General features: G+C 59.8%; 26 protein-coding genes. 11 read left to right on the top strand and 15 right to left on the bottom strand.

Annotated elements, in window-relative coordinates:
• Positions 1-20 precede the first annotated feature (20 nt).
• The 4 genes from EPN96_04415 to EPN96_04400 all read right to left on the bottom strand — a co-directional run bounded on the left by EPN96_04415 (position 21) and on the right by EPN96_04400 (position 5165).
• Complete coding sequence (locus EPN96_04415) at positions 21-1475, bottom strand: DUF814 domain-containing protein (GenBank protein ID TAL17773.1); 1455 nt, start codon at positions 1473-1475, stop codon at positions 21-23.
• The gene (gene sppA / locus EPN96_04410; protein ID TAL17772.1) at positions 1352-2221 is read right to left on the bottom strand and encodes a signal peptide peptidase SppA; all 870 of its coding nucleotides are present in this window, start codon (positions 2219-2221) and stop codon (positions 1352-1354) included. The genes EPN96_04415 and sppA overlap by 124 nt, the downstream gene beginning before the upstream one ends.
• A 108-nt stretch (positions 2222-2329) precedes the next feature.
• A complete protein-coding gene (locus EPN96_04405; protein ID TAL17771.1) occupies positions 2330-4048 on the bottom strand; it encodes a 30S ribosomal protein S1 in 1719 nt (572 codons plus the stop codon).
• 307 nt (positions 4049-4355) lie between these two features.
• Positions 4356-5165 carry a DNA-binding protein gene (locus EPN96_04400; GenBank protein TAL17770.1) on the bottom strand — a complete coding sequence of 270 codons (810 nt, stop codon included), beginning with the start codon at positions 5163-5165 and terminating at the stop codon, positions 4356-4358.
• Between the two features lie 294 nt (positions 5166-5459).
• Here EPN96_04400 and EPN96_04395 point away from each other — a divergent pair, with 294 nt between their 5' ends.
• From EPN96_04395 to EPN96_04370, 6 genes are read left to right on the top strand one after another with little or no spacing between them, the layout of a single operon-like run.
• Positions 5460-6248: an ABC transporter permease gene (locus EPN96_04395; GenBank protein TAL17794.1), complete on the top strand. Its 789-nt coding sequence runs from the start codon at positions 5460-5462 to the stop codon at positions 6246-6248.
• Positions 6249-6276: 28 nt separating this feature from the next.
• Positions 6277-7041: an ATP-binding cassette domain-containing protein gene (locus EPN96_04390; GenBank protein ID TAL17769.1), complete on the top strand. Its 765-nt coding sequence runs from the start codon at positions 6277-6279 to the stop codon at positions 7039-7041.
• Between the two features lie 6 nt (positions 7042-7047).
• Complete coding sequence (gene mlaD, locus EPN96_04385) at positions 7048-7494, top strand: outer membrane lipid asymmetry maintenance protein MlaD (protein TAL17768.1); 447 nt, start codon at positions 7048-7050, stop codon at positions 7492-7494.
• Positions 7494-8333, top strand: a complete 840-nt coding sequence (locus EPN96_04380) for a VacJ family lipoprotein (GenBank protein ID TAL17767.1) — start codon at positions 7494-7496, stop codon at positions 8331-8333. The genes mlaD and EPN96_04380 overlap by 1 nt, the downstream gene beginning before the upstream one ends.
• 11 nt (positions 8334-8344) lie before the next feature.
• Positions 8345-8950 (top strand): ABC transporter substrate-binding protein, encoded by a 606-nt coding sequence (locus tag EPN96_04375; protein TAL17766.1) that lies wholly within the window; start codon positions 8345-8347, stop codon positions 8948-8950.
• Positions 8947-9396, top strand: coding sequence for a cyclic nucleotide-binding domain-containing protein (locus tag EPN96_04370; GenBank protein TAL17765.1), 450 nt, complete (start codon positions 8947-8949; stop codon positions 9394-9396). Before EPN96_04375 ends, EPN96_04370 begins: the two co-directional genes overlap by 4 nt.
• 16 nt (positions 9397-9412) lie before the next feature.
• Here the strand turns inward: EPN96_04370 and EPN96_04365 are convergent, their stop codons facing one another.
• The 9 genes from EPN96_04365 to EPN96_04325 form a co-directional block, all read right to left on the bottom strand.
• Positions 9413-12331 carry a hypothetical protein gene (locus tag EPN96_04365; GenBank protein TAL17764.1) on the bottom strand — a complete coding sequence of 973 codons (2919 nt, stop codon included), beginning with the start codon at positions 12329-12331 and terminating at the stop codon, positions 9413-9415.
• A 125-nt stretch (positions 12332-12456) separates the two neighbouring features.
• Complete coding sequence (locus EPN96_04360; GenBank protein TAL17763.1) at positions 12457-12669, bottom strand: hypothetical protein; 213 nt, start codon at positions 12667-12669, stop codon at positions 12457-12459.
• Positions 12666-13526, bottom strand: a complete 861-nt coding sequence (locus EPN96_04355) for a hypothetical protein (protein ID TAL17762.1) — start codon at positions 13524-13526, stop codon at positions 12666-12668. The genes EPN96_04360 and EPN96_04355 overlap by 4 nt, the downstream gene beginning before the upstream one ends.
• Positions 13526-14017, bottom strand: a complete 492-nt coding sequence (locus tag EPN96_04350; protein ID TAL17761.1) for a hypothetical protein — start codon at positions 14015-14017, stop codon at positions 13526-13528. The genes EPN96_04355 and EPN96_04350 overlap by 1 nt, the downstream gene beginning before the upstream one ends.
• Positions 14014-15807, bottom strand: a complete 1794-nt coding sequence (locus tag EPN96_04345; protein ID TAL17760.1) for a tetratricopeptide repeat protein — start codon at positions 15805-15807, stop codon at positions 14014-14016. Before EPN96_04345 ends, EPN96_04350 begins: the two co-directional genes overlap by 4 nt.
• Positions 15710-16642, bottom strand: a complete 933-nt coding sequence (locus EPN96_04340) for a hypothetical protein (GenBank protein ID TAL17759.1) — start codon at positions 16640-16642, stop codon at positions 15710-15712. The genes EPN96_04345 and EPN96_04340 overlap by 98 nt, the downstream gene beginning before the upstream one ends.
• On the bottom strand, positions 16642-17061 hold the full coding sequence (locus EPN96_04335; GenBank protein ID TAL17758.1) for a biopolymer transporter ExbD: 420 nt from the start codon (positions 17059-17061) through the stop codon (positions 16642-16644). Before EPN96_04335 ends, EPN96_04340 begins: the two co-directional genes overlap by 1 nt.
• Positions 17051-17713: a MotA/TolQ/ExbB proton channel family protein gene (locus EPN96_04330; GenBank protein TAL17757.1), complete on the bottom strand. Its 663-nt coding sequence runs from the start codon at positions 17711-17713 to the stop codon at positions 17051-17053. The genes EPN96_04335 and EPN96_04330 overlap by 11 nt, the downstream gene beginning before the upstream one ends.
• A gap of 18 nt (positions 17714-17731) precedes the next feature.
• On the bottom strand, positions 17732-19138 hold the full coding sequence (locus tag EPN96_04325) for a hypothetical protein (GenBank protein ID TAL17756.1): 1407 nt from the start codon (positions 19136-19138) through the stop codon (positions 17732-17734).
• Positions 19139-19393: 255 nt separating this feature from the next.
• On the opposite strand from EPN96_04325, the gene EPN96_04320 reads away from it, so the two are divergent.
• Positions 19394-20332, top strand: coding sequence for a TlpA family protein disulfide reductase (locus tag EPN96_04320; GenBank protein TAL17755.1), 939 nt, complete (start codon positions 19394-19396; stop codon positions 20330-20332).
• Positions 20333-20391: 59 nt separating this feature from the next.
• Here the strand turns inward: EPN96_04320 and EPN96_04315 are convergent, their stop codons facing one another.
• A complete protein-coding gene (locus tag EPN96_04315) occupies positions 20392-21102 on the bottom strand; it encodes a single-stranded DNA-binding protein (GenBank protein TAL17754.1) in 711 nt (236 codons plus the stop codon).
• A gap of 91 nt (positions 21103-21193) precedes the next feature.
• Between EPN96_04315 and EPN96_04310 the strand changes: the two genes are divergently transcribed.
• From EPN96_04310 to EPN96_04295, 4 genes are all read left to right on the top strand, one after another.
• Positions 21194-22003 carry a two pore domain potassium channel family protein gene (locus EPN96_04310; protein ID TAL17753.1) on the top strand — a complete coding sequence of 270 codons (810 nt, stop codon included), beginning with the start codon at positions 21194-21196 and terminating at the stop codon, positions 22001-22003.
• Positions 22004-22123: 120 nt separating this feature from the next.
• Positions 22124-22747 carry a sigma-70 family RNA polymerase sigma factor gene (locus EPN96_04305; GenBank protein TAL17752.1) on the top strand — a complete coding sequence of 208 codons (624 nt, stop codon included), beginning with the start codon at positions 22124-22126 and terminating at the stop codon, positions 22745-22747.
• Positions 22729-23196, top strand: coding sequence for a hypothetical protein (locus EPN96_04300; protein TAL17751.1), 468 nt, complete (start codon positions 22729-22731; stop codon positions 23194-23196). The genes EPN96_04305 and EPN96_04300 overlap by 19 nt, the downstream gene beginning before the upstream one ends.
• Positions 23197-23339: 143 nt before the next feature.
• A complete protein-coding gene (locus EPN96_04295; protein ID TAL17750.1) occupies positions 23340-23873 on the top strand; it encodes a DUF3106 domain-containing protein in 534 nt (177 codons plus the stop codon).
• Positions 23874-23951: 78 nt separating this feature from the next.
• Here EPN96_04295 and EPN96_04290 read toward each other — a convergent pair whose 3' ends face one another.
• Positions 23952-25346, bottom strand: coding sequence for a hypothetical protein (locus tag EPN96_04290; protein ID TAL17749.1), 1395 nt, complete (start codon positions 25344-25346; stop codon positions 23952-23954).
• Between the last annotated feature and the right edge of the window lie 2 nt (positions 25347-25348).

Raw genomic sequence — 25348 nt, 5'->3', positions numbered from 1 at the left:
TTCAACCTTCGGAGGAATTTTTACCGGTCAAGGAGTTTCGGAGCCCCCGCTCCGGGGGGAACGCGGATTGTTTTTTCGCCGCTGACAAGGACTTTTCCGGGCGACGCCCCCTTGACCCTTTTCACCCTCGCCGCCTCGACGTACATCACGTCCACCGCCCCCTCGGCGGCGAACCGGGAGCGCAGAGCGGCGATTCCCGCCGCCTCGACAAGGGTTCTCTCGGGGACTTTCCCTTCTTTTCCGGGCTTCGCGATCAGGACATGCGCGCCCGCCCCATCCCTCGCGTGGAGCCAGATGTCCCAGTCCCTCGCCTCGCGAAGGAGGCGCATGTTCTCCGGCCCGTTTCTCCCGGCGAGTATCATTACGCCGTCGGAGGAGCGGTAGCGCAGGAAGGGGCGGGAAACCTCTTTTTTGGATTTCCTTTTCGCGCACGCAGGTTCCTCCGGGGGAATCCCTTCGAGTTCGCTCTGCGCGGCGAGGAGCCTTTCGCCCGCGATTTTAACCGCCCTCTTGGCCTTGGCGGCCTTTTTGTAGAGGAGTTCGAGGTTCGCGCCGGGAGTCTTGGCGGGGTCCAGCGGAATAATCTCCTTCCGACCGTCGCTCCCCTCTATCTCCACACTCTCCATCCCCTTTTTGACCCTTCCCAGCGCGCCGGAGAGGAGGTCGGCCTTCCTTCTCAACTCTTCGGAGTCTCCCGCCCGGAGAAGGTCGGCGCTGATATTCTCGATCCGCTTTCGCACCTTCTTTTCCCAGCGCTTGCGGACCAGCCCGGCTCCGGAAACTTCCACGGGCGAAGCGCCGGAGAGAAGCGCCCCGGCGTCCGTCAGGAATTTTTGGTCTTCCGCTTTGTCCCTCCCGGCTTCGACGCCGGGGTTTGACTCCGGCGGGAGCGGGAACTTCTCGCCGTGCTTCACCGGATAGCCGCTCTTTCCCGGCTTGGTCGAGGCGCGTACGAACCCTTCGGAGTCGAGCGCGAGAATTGCCGGGGTTTTGTCGGAGAGGTCGAGGACGAGGTAAAAGGGCTTTGATTTCGCGACGAAGGAGAATACGAGGAGATTTCGCGCTTCGTCGGCGGCAGCGCCCACGAGGGTGCCGCCTTCGAGGTGGGCGCGAAGGTAGGATAGGAGCGCACGCGGCCGCTGGGCGCTTTGCTGCCTCGCCTCCACGATTCCGAAACCGCTTTTTCCGGGTGCGGCGCAAAGGAGGCAGAGAAAGTTCTTCTGCCCGGCCCGAATCCGCATCGCGACCCTCTCCTCCTCGTCCTGCCACACCTTCTGGACCCAGCCGGGAATAAGGAGGCTCCGGATTGCGAGCGCCGTTCGCGCCAGCTCTTTTTTCGCCAAGGAGTCTCCTACCAGCCGGAGAGGAGATAGCGCGCGGGGGAGGCGGTGAGGGGCGCGGCAACGTTTCCGACCGCGTCGGCGTCCTCGCTGCCGAGAAGGAGCGGCAAAACTCCGTCCCTCTTTCTCTTCCACCGCTCCAGCCTCGGGTTTTCTCCGAGGCCCGCGAGGGTTCCCGCCGCTCTCACGGCAGCGTCAAAGCCGCCGAGTTCGTCCACGAGGCCCAGCCCGAGCGCCTGCCTGCCGGAGTAGATTCTGCCGTCGGCGAGGGCAAGCACCTTCGCCCTGTCCATCTTCCTGCCCTCGGCCACAACGTCCACGAACTGCGCGAAGAGGTCGTCCACCACCGACTGCATGACCGCCTTTTCCGCGTCGGTCATCTGCCTCATCGGAGAGCCGGTATCCTTGAAGGGGCCGCTCTTGAGGGTTCGGGTGCGCATACCTATCTTGTCGAGGAGGACCTCGTACTCGGGGAACTGCATGATGACGCCGATGGAGCCGGTGATGGAGCCGGGGTCGGCTATGATCCTCGTCGCGGGGGCGGAGAGGTAGTAGCCGCCGGAAGCCGCGACCGCCCCGAAGGAGGCGATCACCGGCTTTGCCTCTGCCGTGCGCTTGACGGCGTCGCGTATCTCCTGCGAGGGGGCGATAACCCCGCCGGGCGAGATTACCCGCACGATTACCGCCTTGACGTCGGAGTTCTCGCGGAAATAGTCGAGCGCCTTCACCGACTCCTCGGCGTCGGCAATAAAGCCGGAGACCTTCAGCACCCCGACCCTGTCTCCCAGTGGAGGCGGCTCGGAGCCGGAGAAGTGGGAAATCGTCGCCAGTATCCCTACGATTGCCATAACCCAGAAGAGCACCTTGAAGATAAAGCGCATAAACGAACCTCCGCCGGTCGCCGCCGGGCAAAAAAGCAGCAAAAGAAAAAGCCGGAGCCACTATCGGCTCCGGCTTTCATTTTAATACGTTAAGGGTTTTTTGGAAGATTATTCGGCTTCCTTGCCCTTTTTGGCCTTCGCCGCCATCAGCTTGTCGCCGAGGGTAGCGCTCGAACGGGCGGCCATTTCCTTGTTCGCCGTATCGAGGGCTATCTTCTGCGCGCGCACTTCGGCGTTTTCGATCGCCTTCATGGAGAGGCTTATCTTGCGCTCCTCCTGATCGATTGAGAGCACCTCGGCGGTGATGAGCTGGCCGGGCTGCATCTTCGACGCCACCTCGGCGGCCTTGTCGCCCGCCACTTCGGTGATGTGGACGAGCCCCTCGATGCCGGGTTCGAGCTCTACGAAGACGCCGAAATCGGCGACGTTCGTGACCTTGCCCTCGACGATCGAGCCGACGCGGTACTTGCTGGCGATGCCGGTCCACGGATCGGGCTCAAGCTGCTTGATGCCCAGGCTGAAACGCTCCTGATCCTTGTCGATCTTGAGGACGACCGCTTCCACCTCGTCGCCGACGTTGAAGAGCCCGGCGGGGTGGGTGATGCGCTTGGTCCAGGAGATGTCACTGACGTGGATGAGGCCGTCGATGCCGTCCTCGACGCCCAGAAAAACGCCGAAATCGGTGATGTTGCGGATCTTTCCGCGAACGACGGTGCCCACCGGGTATCTGTCTTCGAGAATCTCCCAGGGGTTGGGCTCGCACTGCTTCATGCCGAGAGAGATGCGCTTTCTCTCGGTGTCGAGGTTGAGGACCATGACCTCGACCTCTTCGCCGATGGTGACCTTCTCGCTCGGGTGGGAGATGCGCTTGGTCCAGCTCATCTCGGAGATGTGGACGAGCCCCTCGATCCCCTTCTGGAGTTCGACGAAGCAGCCGTAATCGGTGATGGAGACGACCTTGCCCTTGACCTTCGCGCCGATCGGGTACTTCTCCCCGGCGCTCTGCCAGGGGTCGGATTCGAGCTGCTTGAGGCCGAGGCTGACGCGCTCGCGGTTCGGGTCGTAGGAGAGGACCTTCACCTTTATCTCGTCGCCGATGTGGAGAATTTCGCTCGGGTGGTTGACCCTGCCCCAGCTCATGTCGGTGACGTGGAGGAGGCCGTCGATGCCGCCGAGATCTATAAACGCGCCGTAATCGGTAATATTCTTGACGATGCCTTCGAGCACCTCGCCTTCCGCAAGTCTTTCGAGGGTGTTCTTGCGCATCGACTCGCGCTCTTTTTCGAGAATGACCCTGCGGGAAAGTACGATATTGCCGCGGCGGCGGTTGAACTTGATGATCTTGAAGTCGAAGGTTTCGCCGATGAGCTTTTCGAGCTGGCGTACGGGGCGGAGCGCGACCTGGCTTCCCGGAAGGAAGGCGCGGACGCCGATATCGACCGAAAGGCCGCCCTTGATGCGGGCGATGATGCGGCCCTCGACGGTCTCGTCGTTCTCGGCGGCCTGGCTGATGCGATCCCAGATGCGGATCTTGTCGGCCTTGTCCTTGGAGAGAACCACCATGCCGTCTTCGTTCTCAAGGCGCTCGACAAGAACTTCGACCTTATCGCCTTCCTTGAGGGTTACCTTGCCTTCGATGTCGCGGAACTCGCTTAAGGCCACGAGACCTTCGGACTTGTACCCGATGTCGATGACCGCGAAGTCGCTGGAGACCTTGATAACGGTACCGGTGGCGACCTTGCCTTCAAGGGGTACGTTTTCGCTCTCTTCGAGGAGTTTGCCGAAGTCGAGAGATTCTTCGGGAAAATTGTTGAAATCTTTGCTCATTTTTTAATGGTCCTCCCTGGAAGTAAATTAGGCCGCGAACGTCCAGGAACCGTCCTCCGGCACAGAAGGCGGGAACTTTAACATGGGAAGGGGGGGAAGGACAAAGGAAAACAGCTTCCGGCTGGAGATTTTCTCCAAGGGATGCTTGTTGTTTTTGTGATTGGAAAGGGAGTTGCGCAGGCCGCGATTGAACGAAGCGAAAATCCGGCGAATATCTCTATGTAAGGCGGGCCCGGCTCGCAGGATTTGCCGGCAAAAAAGGGCGTCCCCGTTTGGAGACGCCCTTTTCGCTTAATGGTTGCGGAAATTACTGGGCGGCTTTTTCCACCTTCACGTCGGCGTCTTCGATGATGAGGTCGTAACGGTAGCCCATCCCGAAGTCCTTGTCCTTGATGAGCTTGCCGGAGACGACGACGATGTCGCCCTTGTTGGCGTCGCCCGCCGTGGTGAGGGTGAGGTCGTTTTCCTTGTCCTTGCCGGTGCCGTCCTGGATGTGGATCCAGTTCTTGCCCATGATGCCCCGGCTGACCTTGACAACCTGCCCGCGCAGTTTAACATCTTTGTTGGCCAGGTCGTTCTTCTTGGAGAAAACCTCGCCGATGGAGAAGCCGCCCTGCATCTTGGACACGCCCGAGACGGCCTGGGCGGCGACGACGGTGCGCCCCTCGGCGAGGTTCGCGTTGGCGCCTCCGGCGGGCATGGGAGAGCCGGAGGGAATAATCGCGCCGGCGAAATAGAGCATGTCGAAGGTTCTGTTAAGGGTCTTGGAGGTGTAGCCCGGCATCGGCTGGGCGCCCTCGACTCTTACCACCTCACCCTTGTTCAGCGCCACCTGGGGCGCGGCGACCCAATCCTGCTTGCCGTTGCCGGAATCGAGCAGAACGTAGGTGTAGCCGCCCGAGTCCATCGTCTCCATGACGGTGCCGATGCTGGGAAGGCCTGCGGGGGCAGCGCCCATGGGAGCGGGCGCGCCTGCGGGGGGCTGTCCCCAGCTTCCGGCGTCGGTCTTTGTCTCGGTGGGAGCGGGGGCGGTCTGCGAAGTGCCGGAACCACCCGAGCAGGCCGTCAAAAGAGCGGCAATCGCAACAAACAGTAAAACCAGCCTGGCGGTTTTCATCTTGATCTTTCTCCTTATTTTTCCCTTTTCCAGGGGAATTAATCGTGTCATTTGATCCGAGGCCATATACTATACAAAATAGTGTTCGTCAATTCTAGGAGGATGTTTAAAAACTATAGCGGGCTCCGTTCTTCGCCGCGATTCGCTTCTCGCTTGCCTGACACACACGTTTTTTAACACCCTCCCGGGTTGGGCGGGAAATATAAACGGATATTTGACTCGCGCCGCCTCCACTGCCATAATTGGCCAACATAAAAATTCCCGTTGTTTTTCGCGGGGTTCCTGAGTGGAATGATTATGAAATTCTTGGAAAATCTCGGGGAGATCTGCCTTTTTTATCTGAACATGGCCGGCAGAATGACGATTTTTCTCGGCCAGTGCCTCTGGGCCTCCGTAAAACCGCCTTACGCCTGGCGCTCGATTCTCGGCCAGCTCAACTTTATCGGCGCCCGCTCCCTCTTCGTAATAATCTTCACCGGACTCTTCACGGGGATGGTTCTCGGACTCCAGGGCTACCATCTCCTGAGCAAATACGGCTCGGTAAGCGCCCTTGGCGCGGGAGTCGGAAACGGCCTCGTCCGCGAACTCGGCCCGGTCCTCACCGCTCTTATGATTATCGGCCGCGCCGGTTCCTCGATGTGCGCCGAAATAGGCATAATGCGAAATTCCGAGCAGATCGACGCCCTCGAATGCATGGCCATCGATCCAATCAAATACCTCCTGGCTCCCAAATATGTTGCATGCGTTATTTCAACTTTTTTGCTGAGCTTCGTATTTGACGTGGTAGGCATCTTCGGGGGTTACATCGTCGCCGTCACTCTCAGCGACGTAAGCCAGGGAAGCTACTTCGAGGGGATGTACGATTCCGTGGTTTTCGCGGACATTAAAATGGGGATGTTCAAGGCCCTGGCCTTCGGGCTCCTGACCGTCTGGGTATCCACCTCGAAAGGTTATTACGTCCACAAAGAGAGGCTCGGCGGCTTCGGCGCGGAGGGTGTCAGCCGCGCGACGACAAACGCCGTCGTCCTCGCCTCCGTAGGCGTGCTCGTCTGGGATTACCTCATCAGCGCCTTAATGATCTAGTGTCCGGTACGGTTAGCAGGAGAATCCCGTGAACGTCATAGAATTGCAGGGCGTAACCAAAAGTTTCGGCAGCCAGGTGGTTCTCGAAAACCTGGATCTGGGGGTAAGCGAGGGCAAGACTCTCGTCATCGTCGGCGCGTCGGGTCAGGGCAAGAGCGTAATATTGAAGCACATGCTCGGACTCGTCACCCCCGACTCCGGCAAGGTGATGGTCCTCGGAAAAGACGTCGCCCGCCTGGGGAGGGCCGAGCTCACCGAAGTGAGGAAGAATTTCGGCGTCCTCTTCCAGAACGCGGCGCTTCTCGACTCCATGAATATCTTCGACAATATCGCCCTGCCGCTACGGGAGCGCACAGGGCTTTCCGAGAGCAAGATCGCCGCCAGGGTCGGGGAACTGCTGGAGATGATGGATCTGCCCGATTCCTCGGAGAAATTCCCGGAGCAGCTTTCCGGCGGAATGAAAAAAAGGGCGGGGCTCGCCAGGGCGCTGGCCCTGAACCCCAAGATCGTCTTTTTCGACGAGCCGACCACGGGGCTCGATATACTCAAGGCGAACGAAGTTTACAGACTTTTCCACAAAGCGCAGAAGGAATTGGGATATACTGCGGTCATCGTCAGCCACGACGTTCCCAAGATCTTCAAACTGGCCGACAAGGTCGCCCTGCTGGCGGAGTGCAAAATCCAGGTATGCCTCCCCCCCGAGCAGTTCCAGAGGAGCGAGAATGCGCACGTGCGCTCCTTTGTGGAGATTACGATGGGACCTGTCTATTCGAGCAGCAGCGAGGAGGTTTAGTACTCCATGAGAAAGTTAAACGTAGAGACGTGGGTGGGGCTCTTCGTCATCATAGGCTTCGCCTGTTTTTCCTTTATCGCCATCAAACTCGGCGACGTCGAGGTGCTCAGCACGGACAAGTACCTGCTCTCGGCGAGGTTCGCCTCGGTATCCGGCCTGAAGGAGGGAGCCCCGGTGGAACTGGCGGGGGTGAAAGTGGGAACCGTCAAGACTATAGACATCGACCCCAAGGAATTTGAAGCGACGGTTGTCTTTTCGGTGGAAAAAAGGGTGAACCTCCCCTCGGACTCCATCGCCTCGATCCGCACCGCCGGGATAATCGGAGACAAGTTCATCAAGCTGACCCCCGGCGGACAGGATTCCTCTTTAACGGAGGGGTCCGAGATCACCGAGACTGAAAGCGCCATCATCCTCGAAGAACTGATCAGCAAGTACATGTTTGAAAGCGATTGATGATTCGGCGCAAAAACCTTTTTCTTTTTCTCTTTATAATTGCTTCCCTGGCTCTGGCTGGCTGCGCTTCGGGGAAAAAATCCTCCCGTTGCGACAACCCCGGGCCCCTTTCGGCCCAGCAAAGTCCGGCCCCGGCCGACGAAGGCGTAGCTGCGCCGCAGGGCGACGAGGGCGATTTTGAAGATCCCTTCGCCAGCAAGGAGGAGGATTCCGGCGAATACGCCAACGACATACACGACCCCATAGAGCCTCTGAACCGTGTGTTTTTCGCCTTCAACGACAAGTTTTATTTTTACGTGGCCAAGCCCATAGCCAAAGGGTGGCGAAAAGCGATGCCGGAGAAAGCGAGAATCGGCATAGGCAACGTGATGACCAACTTCCTGATGCCGATAAGGCTGGTGAACAACATCCTGCAGTTCGACATCCTCGGCGCTGGCGAGGAGATTACCAGGTTTCTGGCGAATTCGACGGTCGGCCTCGGAGGGTGGTTCGATCTGGCGGCCAAAAACGGCCTTCCCCTCGATGAGGAGGATTTCGGCCAGACGCTCGGGGAATACGGCGTGGGCCACGGCTTTTACCTGGTCGTCCCTTTCCTCGGGCCCTCCAGCCTTCGCGACACGGTGGGCGATTCTCTGGATTTCTACCTCCATCCGTTCAATTACGCCGTTGTCGAGGGCAACCCGGGCGAAGAGATAATCGCCCTCAAGGCGGCCAAAATAGAAAACACTCTTAGCCTTGACAAAGACACATATGAGAAAGTAGTAAAAGAATCGATAGACCCCTACCTTTTCATGAGGAACGCCTATTTTCAGCTTCGTGAAAGCTGTCAGAAGAAGTGACCGAGGCAAGGATGACCATGCGCCCCAAAAAACTGCTCGCAATCGCCGTTCTTCTGATCTTCGCGGCCTCTTCCTCCTTCGCGGCGCCCTCGCCCACCGAGTCGATGAAATCCACCATCGATTTCGTCATCGCGACCCTGGCCGACAAATCCAAACCGAAATCGGCGAGAAGGGCGATCGTCATCGAGAAGGTGCGCTCGAAGTTCGATTTCAACACCATGAGCCAGTTCGTCCTCTCCACCACGTGGAGAAAGGTCAACGAAACCCAGAAGAAGGCGTTTATAGAGAAGTTCAGCTCCACCCTCGAACAGACCTACGCCAGCAGGATAGAGGAGTATTCGAGCGAGACTGTCAAGTACCTCGGCGAAGAGATACGCGGCGACAAGGCGAAGCTCGACACCGCGATAATTTCGCAGGGCAAGGACATTCCCATCACTTACAAGCTGCTTTTGGCGGGGGATAACTGGCTCATCTACGACGTGGTGATCGAGGGAGTGAGCCTCGCCCGGAATTACAACGCGACCTACGGAGAGATAATCCACAAGGAGGGGTTCGACAACCTCCTCAGGAGGATGGACGAAAAGCTGGCGCAAAGGGCCGAGGAAAAGAAAAAATGACCTCCGGAGTCTGCGCCTCCCACCCGCTGCTGGCGGAATTGACCGGCGAGGAACAAAAAGTCGCCGGTCTTTGCCTCAAAGAGTTCAGCCTGAAGGCGGGGGAGCCGATCTGGTGCGAGGGGCAGGAAGCGGACTACGTTCTTTTCATCGTCGAAGGCGAGGTGGAACTCCTCAAGGAAACCGAATTCGCGGGGAGCCGCTTCGTCATCGGCCTCCTCGGCGCGGGGTCCGCCATCGGCGAGGAAGCTCTGGTTTCTGATGGCCCGAAGAGGCCGGAATCGGCGCTTTCCGCGACCGACTCCCGGTTTCTGACCCTGAGCCGCGTTGATCTGGAGAAGCTCTCCGCCGAAAATCCCAAAGCCGCTCTCTCCATCGTCACCAGACTCCTCGGCCTCTCCTCACTCCGCTTGTCCCACGCCTACAAGCGCCTGGCGGCCATCTTCTAGGAAGCCTGTCCGGGGATTACTCCTTTTCCTTACCCTTCAGCGCCTTGTCGTAAAAAGTGTCCGGGTGAAATTCCGCCCCGGCGTCCCACCATACCTTGTGGTAATCCTTGTAGTGCTTCTGGGAATCTTTGGCGTGGCAGTCGCCGCAGACGCTGTATTCGAGCTGCCGCAGGTCTCCCAGCTTGAGGAACTTTCCGTCCGTGTTTCTCGCCTCTCCGGGGGCGAATTCATCCGGCAGATTGAACTTGTGCGGATCGTGGCAGCTTATGCACTGTAGCGAGCCGTCGCCGACCACCGCGCCGGAGGTGTCGTAAAGGGGGATTATCGGCTCGGAGCCTGTGCGGAGCGGCCAGGGGTCTATAAGGAACATGGGCCACTGGAGAAAGATTGTCCCGCGCTCGGTGTAAGCCTCCTCGGCGTCTCTCATGTGAAACTGCATCAGCTGGGGGGAACCCTTGGGCTGTTTGGCCTTGGCGTGGCAGGAGCGGCAGAGGCGGTTCGGCCTGTAGTTGCCCTCCGGATAGGGAGGGAGCCCCCAGAGAAATTGATTCGAGGTCGCCTTGTGGGTCTTGTGGCAGGGGCCGCAGGGCGCGTTTTCGCTGGTTTCCGCCATATTGTGAGGGCTCGGCAGGAGAGAAAGCTTGTCCTCGTGGCAGGAGCCGCAAAGAGCGCCGCCCGAAACGGGAAGGCGGAGGAAATTCCCGAGAACCTCTCCCTCCACTCCCCCCGAGCCGTGGATGTCGTGGCAGCTTGTGCAGACCACGAGTTTGCCGCCCTTTCGGCCCCAGGGGTCGTAAAGCATCGTGCTCGGCAGGGTTTCCTTTTTTATCGATACGTTGACGGGGTGCGAGCGCATGCCGTGGTAGGGGGAGGCCTCGATGGACTGGTAGCTGTGGCAGGAGGCGTTCATGCACTTGCGGTCGTTCCACGAACCCACGCCAGAGACGCGAAGCTCCCATACCGGGGGCCTTTCGCCCTCTTTGGAATGTACGGGGTGGCAGGAAAGGCAGACTTTTTTTGCGCCCCGGCTCATGGGATCGTGGGAGGAGCCCAATATCGCGGCCTTGCTCTGATGGCACCCCGCGCAAAGCCCTTTCGCCTCGTCGGGGTTCCTCCTGAGGGATTTTTTGTCATCTCCCGAGTGGAGGTCGTGGCAGGTCGGGCAGCTTATGAAACCCCTTGCGTCGCGCGAGCCGTCGACCGCGAAGAGCGGCAGGGGCACCGTTATATCCTTCCACGGAGGAGCACCCAGCATCGAGTGGGAGGGCGAGGACTTCATGGCCTTGCCGTGGCAGGCGCGGCAGAAAAGCTCGTTGGGGTCTCCGGCTTTCGTCTGCCCCTTCATCAGGGGGGTTTTCACGTGCGGAGGATGGCAGGGAAGGCACCTGTCGCCCTTCCCTTCCTTTCCCCCGAGCTTTGCCCCGAAAATCTCCGGCTTGTTCCCGTCGTGAACGTTTTTCACTATGGATTTCTTTTCCGGGTGGCAAGCCTTGCAGAGCCCTTCCCCGTCTTTTGCCCGGACGAAGTTCTTATGTTCGCCGTGAGGGTCATGGCAGGTCGGACAGTCTATCGCGCCCGCGGGCGCGGCCTTCCCGAAACGGTCGAAAAGGGGAAAGTCCTCCGGCGGCGCGGCAAGCAGGGTTTTGCCCTTATGGTCCGCCAGAGGAGTGTCTTCGTGGCATCCCTTGCAACTGACTCCCGGGGGCTCGCTGCCGTGTATCTCGTGGCAGACCTCGCAACCTCCCCCGGCGTGCTTCGGGGCTTTTGACTGTTCGGGGTGGCACTCCATGCACCTTGCGAGGGGCTTTTTCGCAACGTCGTGGGTGAAATGGCAGGACCGGCAGGAGAGTATCGCATGGCCCTTGTCTTTGTCCGTCGTTGCGTTTTTGTTTTCGATCCTTAATGCCTGATCCCTTTCGAGATATACCCCCACAGGGTGAGTCCCCCCCATGCGCCCCGCCGGTGAAAAGGGATTTTGCTGCAAGTGGCAGTAGAGGCATGAGATTTCGGAGCTTCTGGAAAGCAGCGAGGGGCTTTGGGCGCCGTGCGTGACGTGGCAGGTAGGGCACTGGAGAGCGCCGTCCTCGGTCACGGCGAACCCCTTTTCGCGAATGTAGAGGCGCATCCCCTCCGGTACGACGGCGGAGGGGCCGTGGCGGCCCATGCTGGCGGAGTGGCACCCGGCGCACATGTTCGCGCCGACGTTCATCGTCTTTAGAAATTTATATGGCTTGCCGACGGGCTTGACCGGGTTGTGTATCGAGTGGCACTCACCGCAGACTTCCGATTTCGAGGGGTGATTGCCCGCTCCGGTCTTGTCTTCGTGGCAGCGGACGCAGGAAAAGCGCTTCGCGTCCTGTGCCCCATCCTTTCCTTTGTGAAGAGGGTGGCACTCGCTGCAGGAGGTCATCTTGTCCGGCGTCATCCCGGTAACGGTGAGTCCCGAGTGGCAGGAGAGGCAGATATCCTCCGCTCCGGCAGACCCGGTTTCGGAGGGAATTATTAGAAGTTTGGGGCCGGCGGAGCCGTGCGCCTTGTGGCAGGTCCTGCACCCTATCTTGCCGCCCGCACCGACGAGACCTCCGGCTTTTTTTACTGCCGCCGCCTGCTTTTCGTTCAGGGGCGCTCCGCCGTGCAGATGGCCGACCTCGTCGTGGCACCCTTCGCAGACGCTGTTCAAAGGTTCGGGGGCGCGCATCCATTCTCCCGCCGCAGTTACCTTTCCGTGGGCGGTGTGACAGGTGCCGCACTCCACCCTCCCCTGATAGAGGGGGAAGCCCTTAACCGCCTTTGAGGCGGCGACTCCGGTGGGGTGCTGCCCCCCGCCCTGAAGTATGCCGCGGCTGTCCGTTACGGTTCCGTTGTGGCAGGACCAGCAGACGAACTCCCTGGCCGATTCGTTACCTTCCTTTACGCCCGCCGCGCCCGAGAGCATACGGTAAGCGGCCGGGTCTCTGCCCGGATGGCAAAGAACGCAAGGCAGGTCCCCGGCGGGCCCCCCGGGCGCGACCGCTCCGGCGGCGGCGGGAATAAGAAGCGAAAGGAGGGCGAGCGCCCGGACTATTTTCCGGATGGCGAAGCCTCCCTCTTGAAAAGCAGAAAAGAGCCGCGCACCTCTCCCTCGGGTGTCGTATAGGGTATGCTGCTCACCAGTTCCCACCCCTCCGCCCCGGCGCGCTGCACCTTTTCAAGGTCCAGCCCCTCGCGCGGAAAGCCGCCGAACTGCTCGGGGTTGTGTACGAAGATCTGGCCGTATTCCCATCGTTTGTTCATCTGCCGAACTCCTTTAACCAACCGATCTTGCCGGAACGCGCCTCCAGGGCGAAAACGCCCCTGTTCGACAGGTTGTCGGTGCATATTCTCAAGGGTTCATCGAAATTCTTCTCACCGGAAAACTCCAGGTCCCACACGCTGCCCGAGGTCTTGAGGCGCGCCAGCCCGCCGGTGAGGCCGTCGCTGACGAGAACCGCACCGTCGCTTCCGACGGCGATTCCCGTGGGCCGGGTCATCCCGGTGCCGGTGAGGTCGTAGACCTGCTCCTTTTGCCCGGTGCTGCGGAAGCGGACGATGGAGGGGCCCATAGGATCGGTCACGAAAGCCTCCCCCAGCCCGGAAAGCGCCACCGAGTAAGGCGAGCGGAGAAACTCGGTCCCTTCCGCCTCGCCGAGCAGCATTCCGTCATAGGCGAAAAAGAGAACTCCGACGGGTTTTCTAAAAACCAGCCAGAGCATGCCGTTGCCCGCCGCCGCGCCCGAAAGCCCGCTCATGGCGCGGGGCAGTTTCAGCTTGCGCTGGGTTTTATCGGATTCCCCCATGCGCCAGGAGGAGAGGAAGTAATCCTCCCCCTTGCGGCTGACCACCAGCAAAAGGCCGGTCTCGTCTCCCGCTATCGCCGAAGCCGACTCGACTCCCGGCAGAAATTGCCACTTCTCGACCCTGCTCCCCTCGAACTTTCCGACCCGTACCCTGCCCCCTGCGTCGAGCACCGCCAGCCCTTCCTCTGCGCCGTACAGGGAGGCGACGCCGAGCATCGTCGCGGCGGGAAGGCCCGAGGCCGCGCTTTGTCCGGCGGCGGCGGGTGAGGACAGCGCGAGGAGGGCGAGAAGAAGCAAAGAGGCGAAGCGAGCCATCAATTCCCCTCGAGGTATCTGAAAACCGAGAGATCTTCGAGCACCCGGAGTTTCGCCCCGTAGTAATTTCCGGTGAGAAGGGGGCTGCCCCTCTTGTGGCACTCCTCGCACCGCTTGCCCAGAGTGATTTTTGTCACTCCGGGGTCATTTTCAGTAAGGGGCTCAACGCCTCTCGCCAGTGCGAGCTTTCCGTCCTTGAGTTTTATTATGCTCGCGCCGGAGGCTGCCAGATGGCAGACGGAGCAGTCGAGGGCCTTTATATGGAGATTCAAAAAAGCCCGCAGCCTCACGTTTTCTTTGTGGGGCGGCTGGGCGCCCCCCGCTTCGACGCCGTGGCGGTCGTGGACGTGAAAACTTCCGACGGACGCCGCCTCCGCGCCCTTAATCTCGACGGGTTTCGCCTTTGCGGGAATCGAGACGAAAAGGTACGCCGTAGCGCAGAGGGACAAAAAACCGGCGACGCTGACAAACGGCTTAAGCGGGCTTTTCATTGCGCGCCCCCCTTCTTTTTCATCTCGCCGATAAGCTCCCTCGCCTTGCCCGAGGCCGGGCCGAAGGGGTCCTGCGTCAGGAACTTTTCGAGGACTATGGCCGAGCGTTTGAAATCGCCGCTCTTGTAGAGAACCACGCCGAGGTTGTAGAGAGCCTGGGAGTAGCCGGGGTAGAGTTCGAGGGCCTTGAGGAAGTGATAGCAGGCGACCTTGTACTGCCCCTCGCGCGCCGCCTCGTTGCCCTTTTCAAGGAGGCTCTCGACGGTGACCTCCTCCTCTTCGGTCTCTTTCGGGGGCTCCAGACCCGCCGTAATCTCTTCGATAATCCCGCGCGCCCAGTCCGGCCTGACCCGCAGCGCCCGTTCAAAGGGTATCTTCCCGGTTATGAAGGAGCCGTTGAACCAGAGGTTACCCGGCTGGAGGAGGGCGAAATAGAGGTGCCAGATGAGCGGCAGCAGTATCAGGAGGCCCAGCGCCGAGTGGAGCGTCGCCGACCCCATCACCCCGGAGGGACCGAGAAGCCCCGAGAAGCGAGAGGGATGGCCGACAACGTAGCCGGTAAACACCATAACCGGAGCAGCCAGCACAAAAGCGGCGTAAGAGAAGCGCTCGCGGTAGTTAAAGCGCCCGCGCTCCGGCGGGGCTCCCGCTCCGAAGCCTCCGGCGACGCCCCGAAACATTGCCTTCGCATCGCTTGTTCCCGGCAAAAGCCCCCAGGGGTTTCGCCCCTCAAGCCACTCGATGGTAACCCTCGAAAAGTGGAAAACCCATACCAAAAGGGCGGTTATGCCGGCCGCGCCGTGGGCGAAGCCGAAGGAGGAGGGGTCCACGGAGGAAAGGCCGGGGAACTGGAGGAAGGGACCCGTGGCGAGGGCCATGACTACCGCCGCCATGGCGAAAAAGTGGAGCATCAGGTCTATCTGGTCGAGAACCTCCACCTTTTGCGGAGTTTTAACGCCCTCCGGCGTGGCGGGCTCCTCATACCTGAGGGAGTGAGCGAGGAAAACGACCGCCAGCAGCCCCAGCAGCCCCAGAAAGAGGAGCTTTACCCCGCCCCACGGCTTTGGCGGCGTCTGGGCCGCGTGAGTGAAGAAGAGGCCGAATTTGGGGTTCTCGTTGGGGTGGCACCCCTCCTTCATGCAGGAACTGCGGGCGCTTTCGGATTCCTCCACTCCGTGATGGCCGTGGCAGGAGTCGCAGTCGGGGGCGCGGTTCTCGGCGGCGGCCCTTCCGTGCCCCCTTCTGGCGAGGTCTCCGGGGGTGGAGGGATAGATAGCGGCGGCGGGCTCCAGATTTTCGTGGCAACCCCGGCAGAGCGGCCCGGAATCGGGCTTTCTTCTGGCCGGACCGCCGTCGTGGCACCCGATGCAGCTCGGCCGGTCCTTGCGGGAGTGAACCCCTCCGGCGTCGGTTTCCCAGATGACGGCGTGGGTCAGTTCTCTGGCGTGGCAGGGAAGGTCGCAGCGCACCTCCATCTCGGGCAGATGGGGAAAGGAGCCTACTTTTTTATGGCAGTCGGAGCAGGAGAGCCTGCCGTGCAGGGAGGCCTCGTACTCCTCCTGATGAATCCAGAGAGACTTTTCGCCGACGGCTATGCCCGGAACGTTATGGCATTCGACGCAGGTCTCCAGGGCGCGCGCTTCCGCCGCCCCCAGAAAGACGAGGAACACCCCGAGCGCCAGCCCAAGGCGCTTAATCGATATCGATGGTGAAATAAACGTCAACATGAACGTCCGCTTCGACTTCCTCGAAAGGCCACTTTTCGACCTCGCTCCTGACCGCATCGACAAAGAGGGCGAAGTGTTCCTGCGCCTCGCTCGTCGCGGGGGTCTTTATCTCTCTTTTTATGATCCTTCCCAGGCTGTCCGTCTTTACCCGGTAGTAGACCCTGCAAACGCCTTCCTTGAAATTCTTCTTCTTTACCTTGACCGCGTCGGGGTAACGGAGGGGAAGCGGGCTTCTCTGGAGCTTCGTCGGCGGATAGGTGTTGACCACCACCCGTATACGCGAATCGAGTATCCGGTCTTCGTCCTCCCCCCTCTCGGGAGGGGGCGGGGGAGGTCTGTTTACCGCGACGGGTTCCGCCTTGGGCGCGTCCCACTCCTGGCCTTTTTTCTTTTCGATCTCCGCTCCCTTTGAAGCGATCTCCCCCATCAAATTCTCCCACTGGCCGCTGTTTCCGGCCGCGTGGGCGACTTCCGCCTCGCCCTTGAGCGCCCCGCCGGACTTTTCAACCTTCCTCGGGGCCTCGGCGACGCTCTGGTGGCTAGTGACCGACCTCGTGGAAGGAGCGTTCGAGGACTCCTGCGACACCGAGGATTCTATCCCCGTCGAATTTCCCATGAGCGGGGCGGGAACCGGCGTGGTGCTCGGCGGAGGCGCGGTTTTTCCCTCGTCGGGCGCCTCTACCTCCTTCGGCGCGCCTGTGGGCGGCGGCGGCTGAAACACCTCCCTGTAGGGTTTGGCGATAATTGTCCTTCGCAGGTTTTCCATGACGGGACGGTAATGAATCCTCGGCCCCCAGAAGATAAGGGCATGCACGAAAAGCGCGAGTAGAAGCCCTATTGCGAGCGCGAAGCGTCTCTTTCGCTTTTCGCGCTTTCGCTCCAGCTCGCTTTCAAGCATTACAGGCCGTTCTCCCCGATTTCCGCGAGGGTGGGCAAGGCGACGTCGTTGACGCCCGCCTTTATCAGCTCGTCCATTATATCGGCGACGGTGCCGTAGCTTACGTGCCTGTCACCCCTCACTACGACGGTGCGCGAAGGATTTATCGCCCGTTTGGATCTTACGTAAGCGCCAAGATCGGATAGCGCTATCTGGTTTCCGTCGGTGTATATCTTCCCTTCGCGGCTCACCGAGATTATCAGTTCGCGAAGAGAGACTTTTTCGGAGACCTCGGTCTGGGGAAGCTCTACGTTCAGCCCCCTGTCTACCGCCAGAACCGTCGAGACGATAAAGAAGATGATGAGCAGAAAGGTTATGTCCGCCATCGAGGCGGTCGGTATCGGCTCGTCGTCCTCGAAGCGGCGCCTCTTAAATTTCAAGGTACTGACCCCCTATTTCGTCGTGGGAGAGCTTTCTCGCCTGCTTTTCCTCGGCGGCCTCTATCGCGTCGAGGATGCGTATTGAAGATTCTTCCATCTGCTGGACGAACTTGTTGACCATGCTTATCAGCATGGAGTGAGCGAAAAAGACCGGCATCGCTATCGCGAGGCCCGCGGCGGTGGTTATGAGCGCCTCGGAGATGCCGTTGGCGACGGCGGCGGGGTCGCTTGCGCCGACGTTGGCCATGGCGGCGAAGGAATTTATCATGCCCGTGACGGTGCCGAAGAAGCCGAGGAGCGGTTCGAGCTTCGCGACGACCTGAAGCGCCATGAAACCCCTTTCGAGCTTCGCGACCTCGATGTTGCCCCTGGCCACTATCGCCTTTTCGACCTCTCCCCTGCCACGGCGCGCCTTCTCGAGGCCGGCGGCGAGAATCCTGGCCATCGCGCCCTTGCCCGCGCGGGCTTCGGCGAGGGCCTCCTCGTAGCGCTGTCCCTCCAGGGCCGTCATTATCCTCGTCAGGAAGACCTCGGTGTCGGTTCTCTCGCGCATGAGCACGATCACCCTCTCGACGATTATGGCCACGCCGATGATGGAGAGGAAGAGAATCGGCCACATCGTCGGGCCGCCTTTTTGGAAAAGCTCTATCATTTTTCCCTCTATTTAGCTCTAGTCATATCTGGCGTGACAGGGGGTGCAAAGCTCGGCGAAGGAAGGAACGCGCCAGCGGTATTCCTCCTCCGCGCCCAGAGCGGCCTGCCCCGAGGTTACGCCCTTGGCGTGGGGGTTGTGGCAGGAGGTGCAGATGACGCGGCCCTTCGCGTCTATCGGCATCCTCACGTTGTGCCTGGTTTGGTACGCTTCGAGCTTTTTCTTCTTTTGCTCGCCTATTTCGACGATATGGTTCACACCGCTCGGATGGGGCCTGGTGTTGTGGCAGTTTACGCAAAGCTCCAGCGGGGAGTAGCGGTACGCCAGTATCCCCGGATCGTCCGGCGAGTTGTCCGGGTCTCTTATGTGGCAGAAGATGCAGGAGGTCATCACTACGTTTCCCGCCGAATCCACCTGCGCGTGGGGACTTAGCCCCCCCTCGCCCGCCTTGGGGTGGCAGTTGTAGCAAAAATCGGTGAACATCGAGTAGGGGCCGCCGCGCAGGAAGCTCAGGTTCCTCGGCTTTATCTTTTCGTTACAGGGCTCGTCGTGGCAGGTCGAGCAGGTGGTCTTCGCCTCGGGGCCGAGGGGGAAGCTGGAAAAATCCATCGGGTAGGTCTTCTTTGAAGAGGCCACTTTGGTCTGGTGAATGGATTCATGGCGCGCCACGTGGCACCTTGCGCAGCGCGCTTCGGGGTCGGGCTCGGTGAACACCGGCTCTCCGAAGGGCTTCATGTTCTCGGGATGGCAGGCGAGACAGCCCGCGGCGTTGGAATGAGGGAAGAGGTGCGTGGAGTTTTTAGCGAAATCGTTGAACTCCGGGGTCACCGAGGCGACTCCGACGATCTTTGAATGCATGTCGTGGCAGGTGGAGCACTTTACCGAACGTCCGTTTTTGATAAGCCCGGCCTTTTCGAGGTCCGGAAGGGCCTTGGCAATGGAATCCACCACTCTGGGATGGACCTCCACCGTGCCGGGATGGCACATGATGCAGAGTTTTTCCACCTCCTCGCGCCCCACCGGGTTGCCGTCGAGGGTGCGGAAGAGAAGGGTTTCCGACTTCTCCCCCTCCTCAGGCGCCGTGAAATGGCAAAAGAGGCACATTGTGCTGGCGTGGGGGTTGCTCTTTGCGGAGGAGGTCTTCTGGGTAACCGTGCCGAGGAGGGTCTCGTGGGCCTTTGAAAGGGCCTCCTCGCTCTTGGCCGTAACGATAAAAAAGATAAGCTGGCTTTCGCGGTGGCAGACCAGACAGGTTTTTTTGAGCAGCCCGTGGTCGGTGTCCTCGGGGCTCACCACCTTGAGCTCGCTCTCCCCGCTATCTTTTTCCGCAGCCGCGGCGCGGGTAATTACACCGCACACGACAACGGCGAGCGCCAACAGCGCAAGCGTGCGCAAAAATAAAGTCGCGTCCCGGAAGGATTTCATAAGATTCCCGTTGAAAATGCCGCATCCAATGGATTATTTATACATTTATACTCAAATATACCCTTGCATTGCAAATGACCGGCTAAAAATTTTTCCGGATACACCCGGAAAATCCAAGCGCCCTTCATTTTTTTTATTTCTTTTGCCAAATTACCGGTAATTTTATTGAGGGAGTAAAGTTCGTCCGCAGCGCGGCCGATATTATTCTGACCGGAAGAGCCCTTTCGGCGGTGGGCTATTGCTTTGACAAGGAGAATGGTTTTGACCAGATTTTCGCGTGTCCTCACCTGTGCGGCGCTTACGCTTGCGATCGTGTCCTTCATCCTGACGCCGTCGCTCGCTGAAGCCTTCAAGCGGACCGGAGTCGGCGACACCGCCAGAGACTTTACCCTGCCTACCCTTCAGGGCGAAAAGCTCACCCTTACGAAATCTCTGGGGCCCAAGGCTACGATAATCGCCTTCTGGGCCGCCTGGAGCCCCAGAAGCCAGCCCATGCTGAAGGACCTCCAGTCGATCTTCGCCGAACACGAAAAGGACGGGTTGAAGGTCATGGGCGTCAACGTAGAGCACCCCGTCTGGGACAAGGCCGAGGAGCCGAAGATAATCCAGGCTATTGCGGACTCTGCGGCGGCCTACCCGATGGTTATCGACAAGGATTTCGCCATCTACAACGATTACGGCGTAGTGGTCGTCCCCTCCATAGTCCTGCTGGACAAGGAAGGAAAGGTCGTCGCCCTCACCACCGGCTACTCCTCTACCGGCAAGGACATGCTCAAAGAAGACGTCCAGAGGACTCTCGGCCTCGTAAAGGCCGAGGAGGCCGTGGCGAAGAAGGACGAGGGCGGTTACAAACCGAACAACGTCGCCGTCCGCCATCTGATGATGGCCGAAAAATTCCTCGGGAAGAAGATGTACACCAAGGCCGAAGCCGCAGCAAAGGACGCCATAGCCAAGGACGGAGAATACGTTCAGGCTTACAGGGTGCTCGCGGAAGCGCTAAAGAAGCAGGGCAGGGAGGAGGAGTCGGCCGCCTCTGTGCTGAAAGCCGACGAGTTCGACGCCAAACACAAGCTGCCTCCCGCCGGCGACAAGGAGCAGGAGAAAAAAGAGGCGAAACCCGAGGCAAAACCCGAAGAGGGAAAAGGCCCCCACACTTCGATGTCTCCGAGAACGATTACCGTTATCCCCGGCTGAGAAAACGACTTACACCTAAAAAAGTTTCAGGAGCCGCCGGTCAAAAACCGGCGGCTTTTTTATATCTTTATTCCGATCGCCGAGAGTTCCGCGTCGGCCAGCTTCGCCCACCCCCTGTTGGCCGCGGGATTCGCCGGGCTTGGATGGGTGATCCCCTCGATTCTGACCTTGCTCCCGGCCAGAACCGCCCTTGCGCGCTCCCGCGCGAAGCCGCCTATTCCGATCACCATATCGGCCCCAAGAAGCTCGACGTAACGCCGCAGAGCCTCGTCGCAGCACTGAAAAAGCTTCTCTTTCTCCGCCGGAATCAGTTTGTCGGGCGTCCGGTTCTTACCGCTCTCTTCCATGAACATCAGCGGGCAGTAGTTCAGGACGAAAAATCTTCCAAAAAAATTCTTTGCGTCGCCAAAGCGCCCGGCGGCCCACCCCCAGAGCCTTTTGCCGCTGACCTCGCTTCTCTTGCACGAAAACCCCTCTACGCGCCTCTTGGGATGCTCGCACGAGGGCTTTCCCACGGGGGCTGATATGCCCATCCAGTCCCTTACCGCCGTTATCTCGCCGAAGGGCACTCCGCTTTGCGCCATCCCCCAGGGACCGGGATTCATGCCCAGAAAGACCGCCTCCTTTTTGCCCCCGCCGAATTTGTCCCAGTAAAGGAGGTGAGGCAAAAGGGCGTATTCGAGCGGATTGTAGACGCAGACCACCGGGGGCGAAAAAGCAATCTTCGCCACACCCCGGCTCAGGCTTTCGGTAATCAGGCGATGCGTCAAGCTCTCTTCCCCATGCAAAAAACCTCCGATAGTTTCAAGCGCCGCCAAAAGAGGGTAAAATCTTATCGTATAAATTTTAAAAAGGATATCCATGAAACCCTTCCGCCGCCTTCGCAACTTCGCCTTCGTCCTCGCCCTGGTGCTGACCGTCGGCGCCGTGGGCTTTCACCTTATCGAGGGGTTCGGCCTCTTCGATTCCCTTTATTTTACCGTGGTCACCGTGGCGACCGTGGGGTACGGGGATTTCCACCCCGCGACCGCCGGGGGCAAAATCCTGGCGATGATGCTTATCGTCACCGGGGTTTCGACCTTCCTCGGCGTCGTGATGGGGGGAACCGAACTGCTCGTCGAACGCAGGCAGGAAAAGCTCCGCATGGAGCGCCTCTGCATGGCGATAGAGGTATTCCTCACCGAGATCGGCAGCCAGCTTCTGCGTTATTTCGCCGAAGCCGACCCGGCGCCCCCGAAGGGGCTCGCGCTCGACCAGTCCTGGACGGCGAAAGATTTTTCCGCCGCGAAAAAAGCCCTCGCTTCCCACTCCTTCACCGTGGACGCCGGGCTGCTGGACCTCGAAAGGATGAGAACCTTTCTCGACGCCAACACCTCCACCCTTCTTCGGATACTGGAGAACCCTAACCTCGGAGATCACGAACGCTTCACCGATATGCTCCGGGCGGTCTTCCACCTGAAATCCGAGCTCACGAGCAGAGAAAATCTCACCTCCCCGCCCGAGCCCGACCTCACCCACCTCGTCGGAGACGTAAACCGCTCCTACGGAGCGCTTGCGGGGGTATGGCTCGACCACATGGAATACATGAAGGACAGGTATCCTTTCCTCTTCAGCTTCTTTGCGAGGACAAATCCCTTCGTCAAAGACGCCTCTGCGGTAGTAACGAAATGACCCTCACTCCCCGGTTTCCCTCGCCGCGCCGCGCCGCGTCCGCCACATCCGGATTTTTTTTGAACCCCGAAGGTAACCCCGTACGGCCGGGTCTGCGTCAAAAAACAAAAAGGAGGTCTGATGCAGGCAAACCTGGGTGCGGTCCTTCCTGCGGAGGCTTTGGGGTATGACAAACCCGAGGCGCTCCAAAAGCGAAGCCCGATGACTGGCGCCGAATTTGAAAGATTCGTGAGGGAAAACCAGGACGGCGCCCTTCGCCTTGCATACTCCTATCTTAAGGACTGGGACGACGCCAGGGACGCGGTGCAGGAGGGTTTCGTGAAGGCGTACAGAAACGCCTCCTCCTTTCGCGGAGACTCCAGTGAAAAGACCTGGTTTTACAGGATAATGGTAAATCATCTGAAAGACGTGCTGAGAAAAAGGAAGGTGCGGGAAGTGATATCGACGTTTACCTCGGTGTTCACGAAAAACGGCGAGGAAACAACCGGAGCGGACCACGCGGACGGCGTTCCCGGCCCTGAAGAGATATCCGAAGCCCACGCCATCCGATCGGACTTTGAGAAGGCTCTGGCTGCCCTTCCTAAAAGACAAAGAGAGGTCGCCACTCTTCACCTCTCCGCCGGACTGACGCTGAAACAGGCCGCCGCAGCCCTCGGGATAAGCGAGGGAGCGGCGAAGGCGCACTACTTCCGCGCGGTGCGTTCGCTTCGAGAGGAGCTTATGGCATGGAGGGAGACAAGGTGAAAATTCCTGTTTCCTGCCGTCCCGAGTACATGGATCCGATAATCGGCGCAGCCTGGTCGGGGGAAACCGGCGAGGAGCTCAGGGAACATCTCTCGGGGTGCGCCGCTTGCCGGGAAGTCCTGGAAACCGAACTGAAGCTGTTTCAAAAAGCCGGAGGCGCAGCCCTGAACGTCGGGGAGAAAGCCCGGGCAGGGCTGGCCGAGGAGATTTTCGCCAGAACGACGAGGCGCGAAAAAGCCCCCTTCGCCTGGAAATTCCCCGCGGCCGTTCTGGCAGGGGCGGCGGCGGCTTCGCTCTTTTTTTACACAAAGAACACCGAAGTAGAGATACCCGAAGAAACCGTGTCTTTTGCCGAGGTGGATATGGAAGTGCTGGAAAACATGGAACTTCTGGAACAGATGGAGATGCTCGAAGTTCTGGACGCCCTTGAAAATCTGGGAGACAGCTGACGTGAACGGCGGCGAACCCAAACTGACCGAAGCCGAGCTTCGCGAGATCACGGAAAATCTGGAATTTTTTCTTGAGATGGACGTTGCGGACGAGGTGGCGGTTGATCCGTCCTGGGACAAGCCCCCCGGCCCTGAAGGAGACAATGATGAGTTCCCGAAACTCCCGTGAGGGGTTGACGCGGCGCGAAGCCCTTTCGGTCATTGCCGGAGCGGCGCTCCTCGCGGCCTTCTTTCCGCGGACGGCCAGGTCGGAGCCGCCCTCCGAAGCCAGGCTGCGCTGGGAAACCCTTTCCGACGCGGAAAAGGCGCGGGTGCTGAGCAACTACCGGCGCTTCAAGCAACTGGAGAAAAACCAGAGGGAGGTAATCGTCCTGCGCTACCGCCGCTGGCGCTCGATGTCCCCCGAGCAGCGCCAGTTCATGCACAGAAACATCGAAAGGTGGAGGGCCATGTCTCCCCAGGAGCGCGAGTGGCTCGTCCAAAACCTCAGGCGCTACCGGAACCTGCCTCCGACACGTCAGGAACAGCTCGCCAACCTTCTCGAAGGGCTCCGAAGGATGGAGATGCAAAAACGGATTCACGTAGTGCAGCAGCTCAAGCGCTGGAAAGAGCTGACAAGGCACGAGCAGGTCGAGATCAGGCGGACTTTCGAGCAGTGCGGGTGCACCCTCCCCTGAGAGCGTGTTCACCAGCAAAGCATTGGAAAAGGGAAAGGCGCAGACCTTTCCCTTTTTTGTTTATAACTGACCGGTTAGCTACGACTTCCAGTGGCACATGCCGCAGATCTGCTTTTCTTCGGTGACGACCCGGAGACGGCGGGGGCGACCGACGGGATCATAGTGGGGCTCGTGGCAGGTTATGCAGACCACCTCGCCGTTTTTGGCGACGGGCAGGGCGGGATCGACCTTTATCACCGAAGTCGGCTTGGACATGTGGCTCTTCCCGATGGGGTGCGGCTTTACCTCGTGGCAATGAATGCAAACCATTATCGGAACCGTCATCAGGGTGACTTCCATCCCCTTCACCGGTCTTGTCTCGTGGCACTTGGTGCACTGATCCGGGTTCGTGACGTGGGGGTTTACCTTCGCGTACTCCTCCCTGTCGTGGCACCCCCAGCAAAGGCTGGTGTCATAGGTTTTGGAGTTGTAGTACCGCATGGACATGGTGTTTTGGCCGGTGGTGCACCCGGTGTCGTGACAGGTGATGCAATCCATTTTGGATTCGCTGTCCAGCGGCAGGCTTATGGGCGACTTTTCAAGCCTTTTCATCATCGCCGGAGGCAGCTCAAAGCCCGAAGGATGATGTCCTTTGTCGGTGACGTGGCAGGAGATGCAAAGGACGTTGATGTCGCCCTTGTAGCGCAGATTCACTCCCTGTACGCGGATGCCTTTCGTGTTCGATTCGGTGTGGCAGGCGCTGCAGGCGAAATAGTCCGGTTTGTGGGGATTTTCGTTCTTCCCCCTCTCCATGTATTTTGCATAGACCGGCCTCGTGTAATGCGTCGTCGAGATGGTGCCGTGAGGGTCGTGGCAGGTAGCGCAGGTCCAGTTCCCGTCCGGGCCTCTGGGCAACTGGCTCGGGATAGAAAGCACCGGATCGATGTTTTTGGGGTGCTGTTTCTCCGTGGCGCCGTGACAGAAGTCGCAAAGCTTTACGATGCTCACCCTGAGGGTTTTAACGGCCGATTTCCCCTCCTCGGGGAGAGTCTTGTGGCAGAAGGTGCAGCGCGGGTCGCCGGTTCTGGCGCTGTGCGGATTGGTCCTTGCGCGCGCCGAGCCGTGACAGTTGGCGCAGTAAGTACCGCGCCCCTTCTTGTATCCCGAGGCCGCGTCGTTCAGGTACGCCCAGTCTTTTTCGCCTCCGTGGACCTTGTGGCAGGTAAGGCATAGCATCCTGCCGTCCTTGGAAAGGCGAAAGCCCGCCGGAACCGGGGTCTTGGGAACCATGTCTATCGGGTGGATGTTTTCCTCGGCCTTGTGACACCCGTCGCAGTCGGTAATCTCTCCTGTGAAATTGCTCTCCGAGGTTGTTCCGGGGTGGCAATCGCCGCAGGAAAGCTCAGACAGGTGGCTGCCGGTGAGAGGCTCCAGGGCTCCGAAGGCGGGAACGGCCGAAACGGCCAGCAACACCAGTACCGGCAGCAGTCTCATCC

The organism is bacterium (genome assembly GCA_004322275.1).
In the GTDB taxonomy this organism is placed as follows: Bacteria; Desulfobacterota; Deferrisomatia; order Deferrisomatales; family BM512; genus SCTA01.
This window is presented reverse-complemented; position numbering and strand designations above follow the sequence as displayed.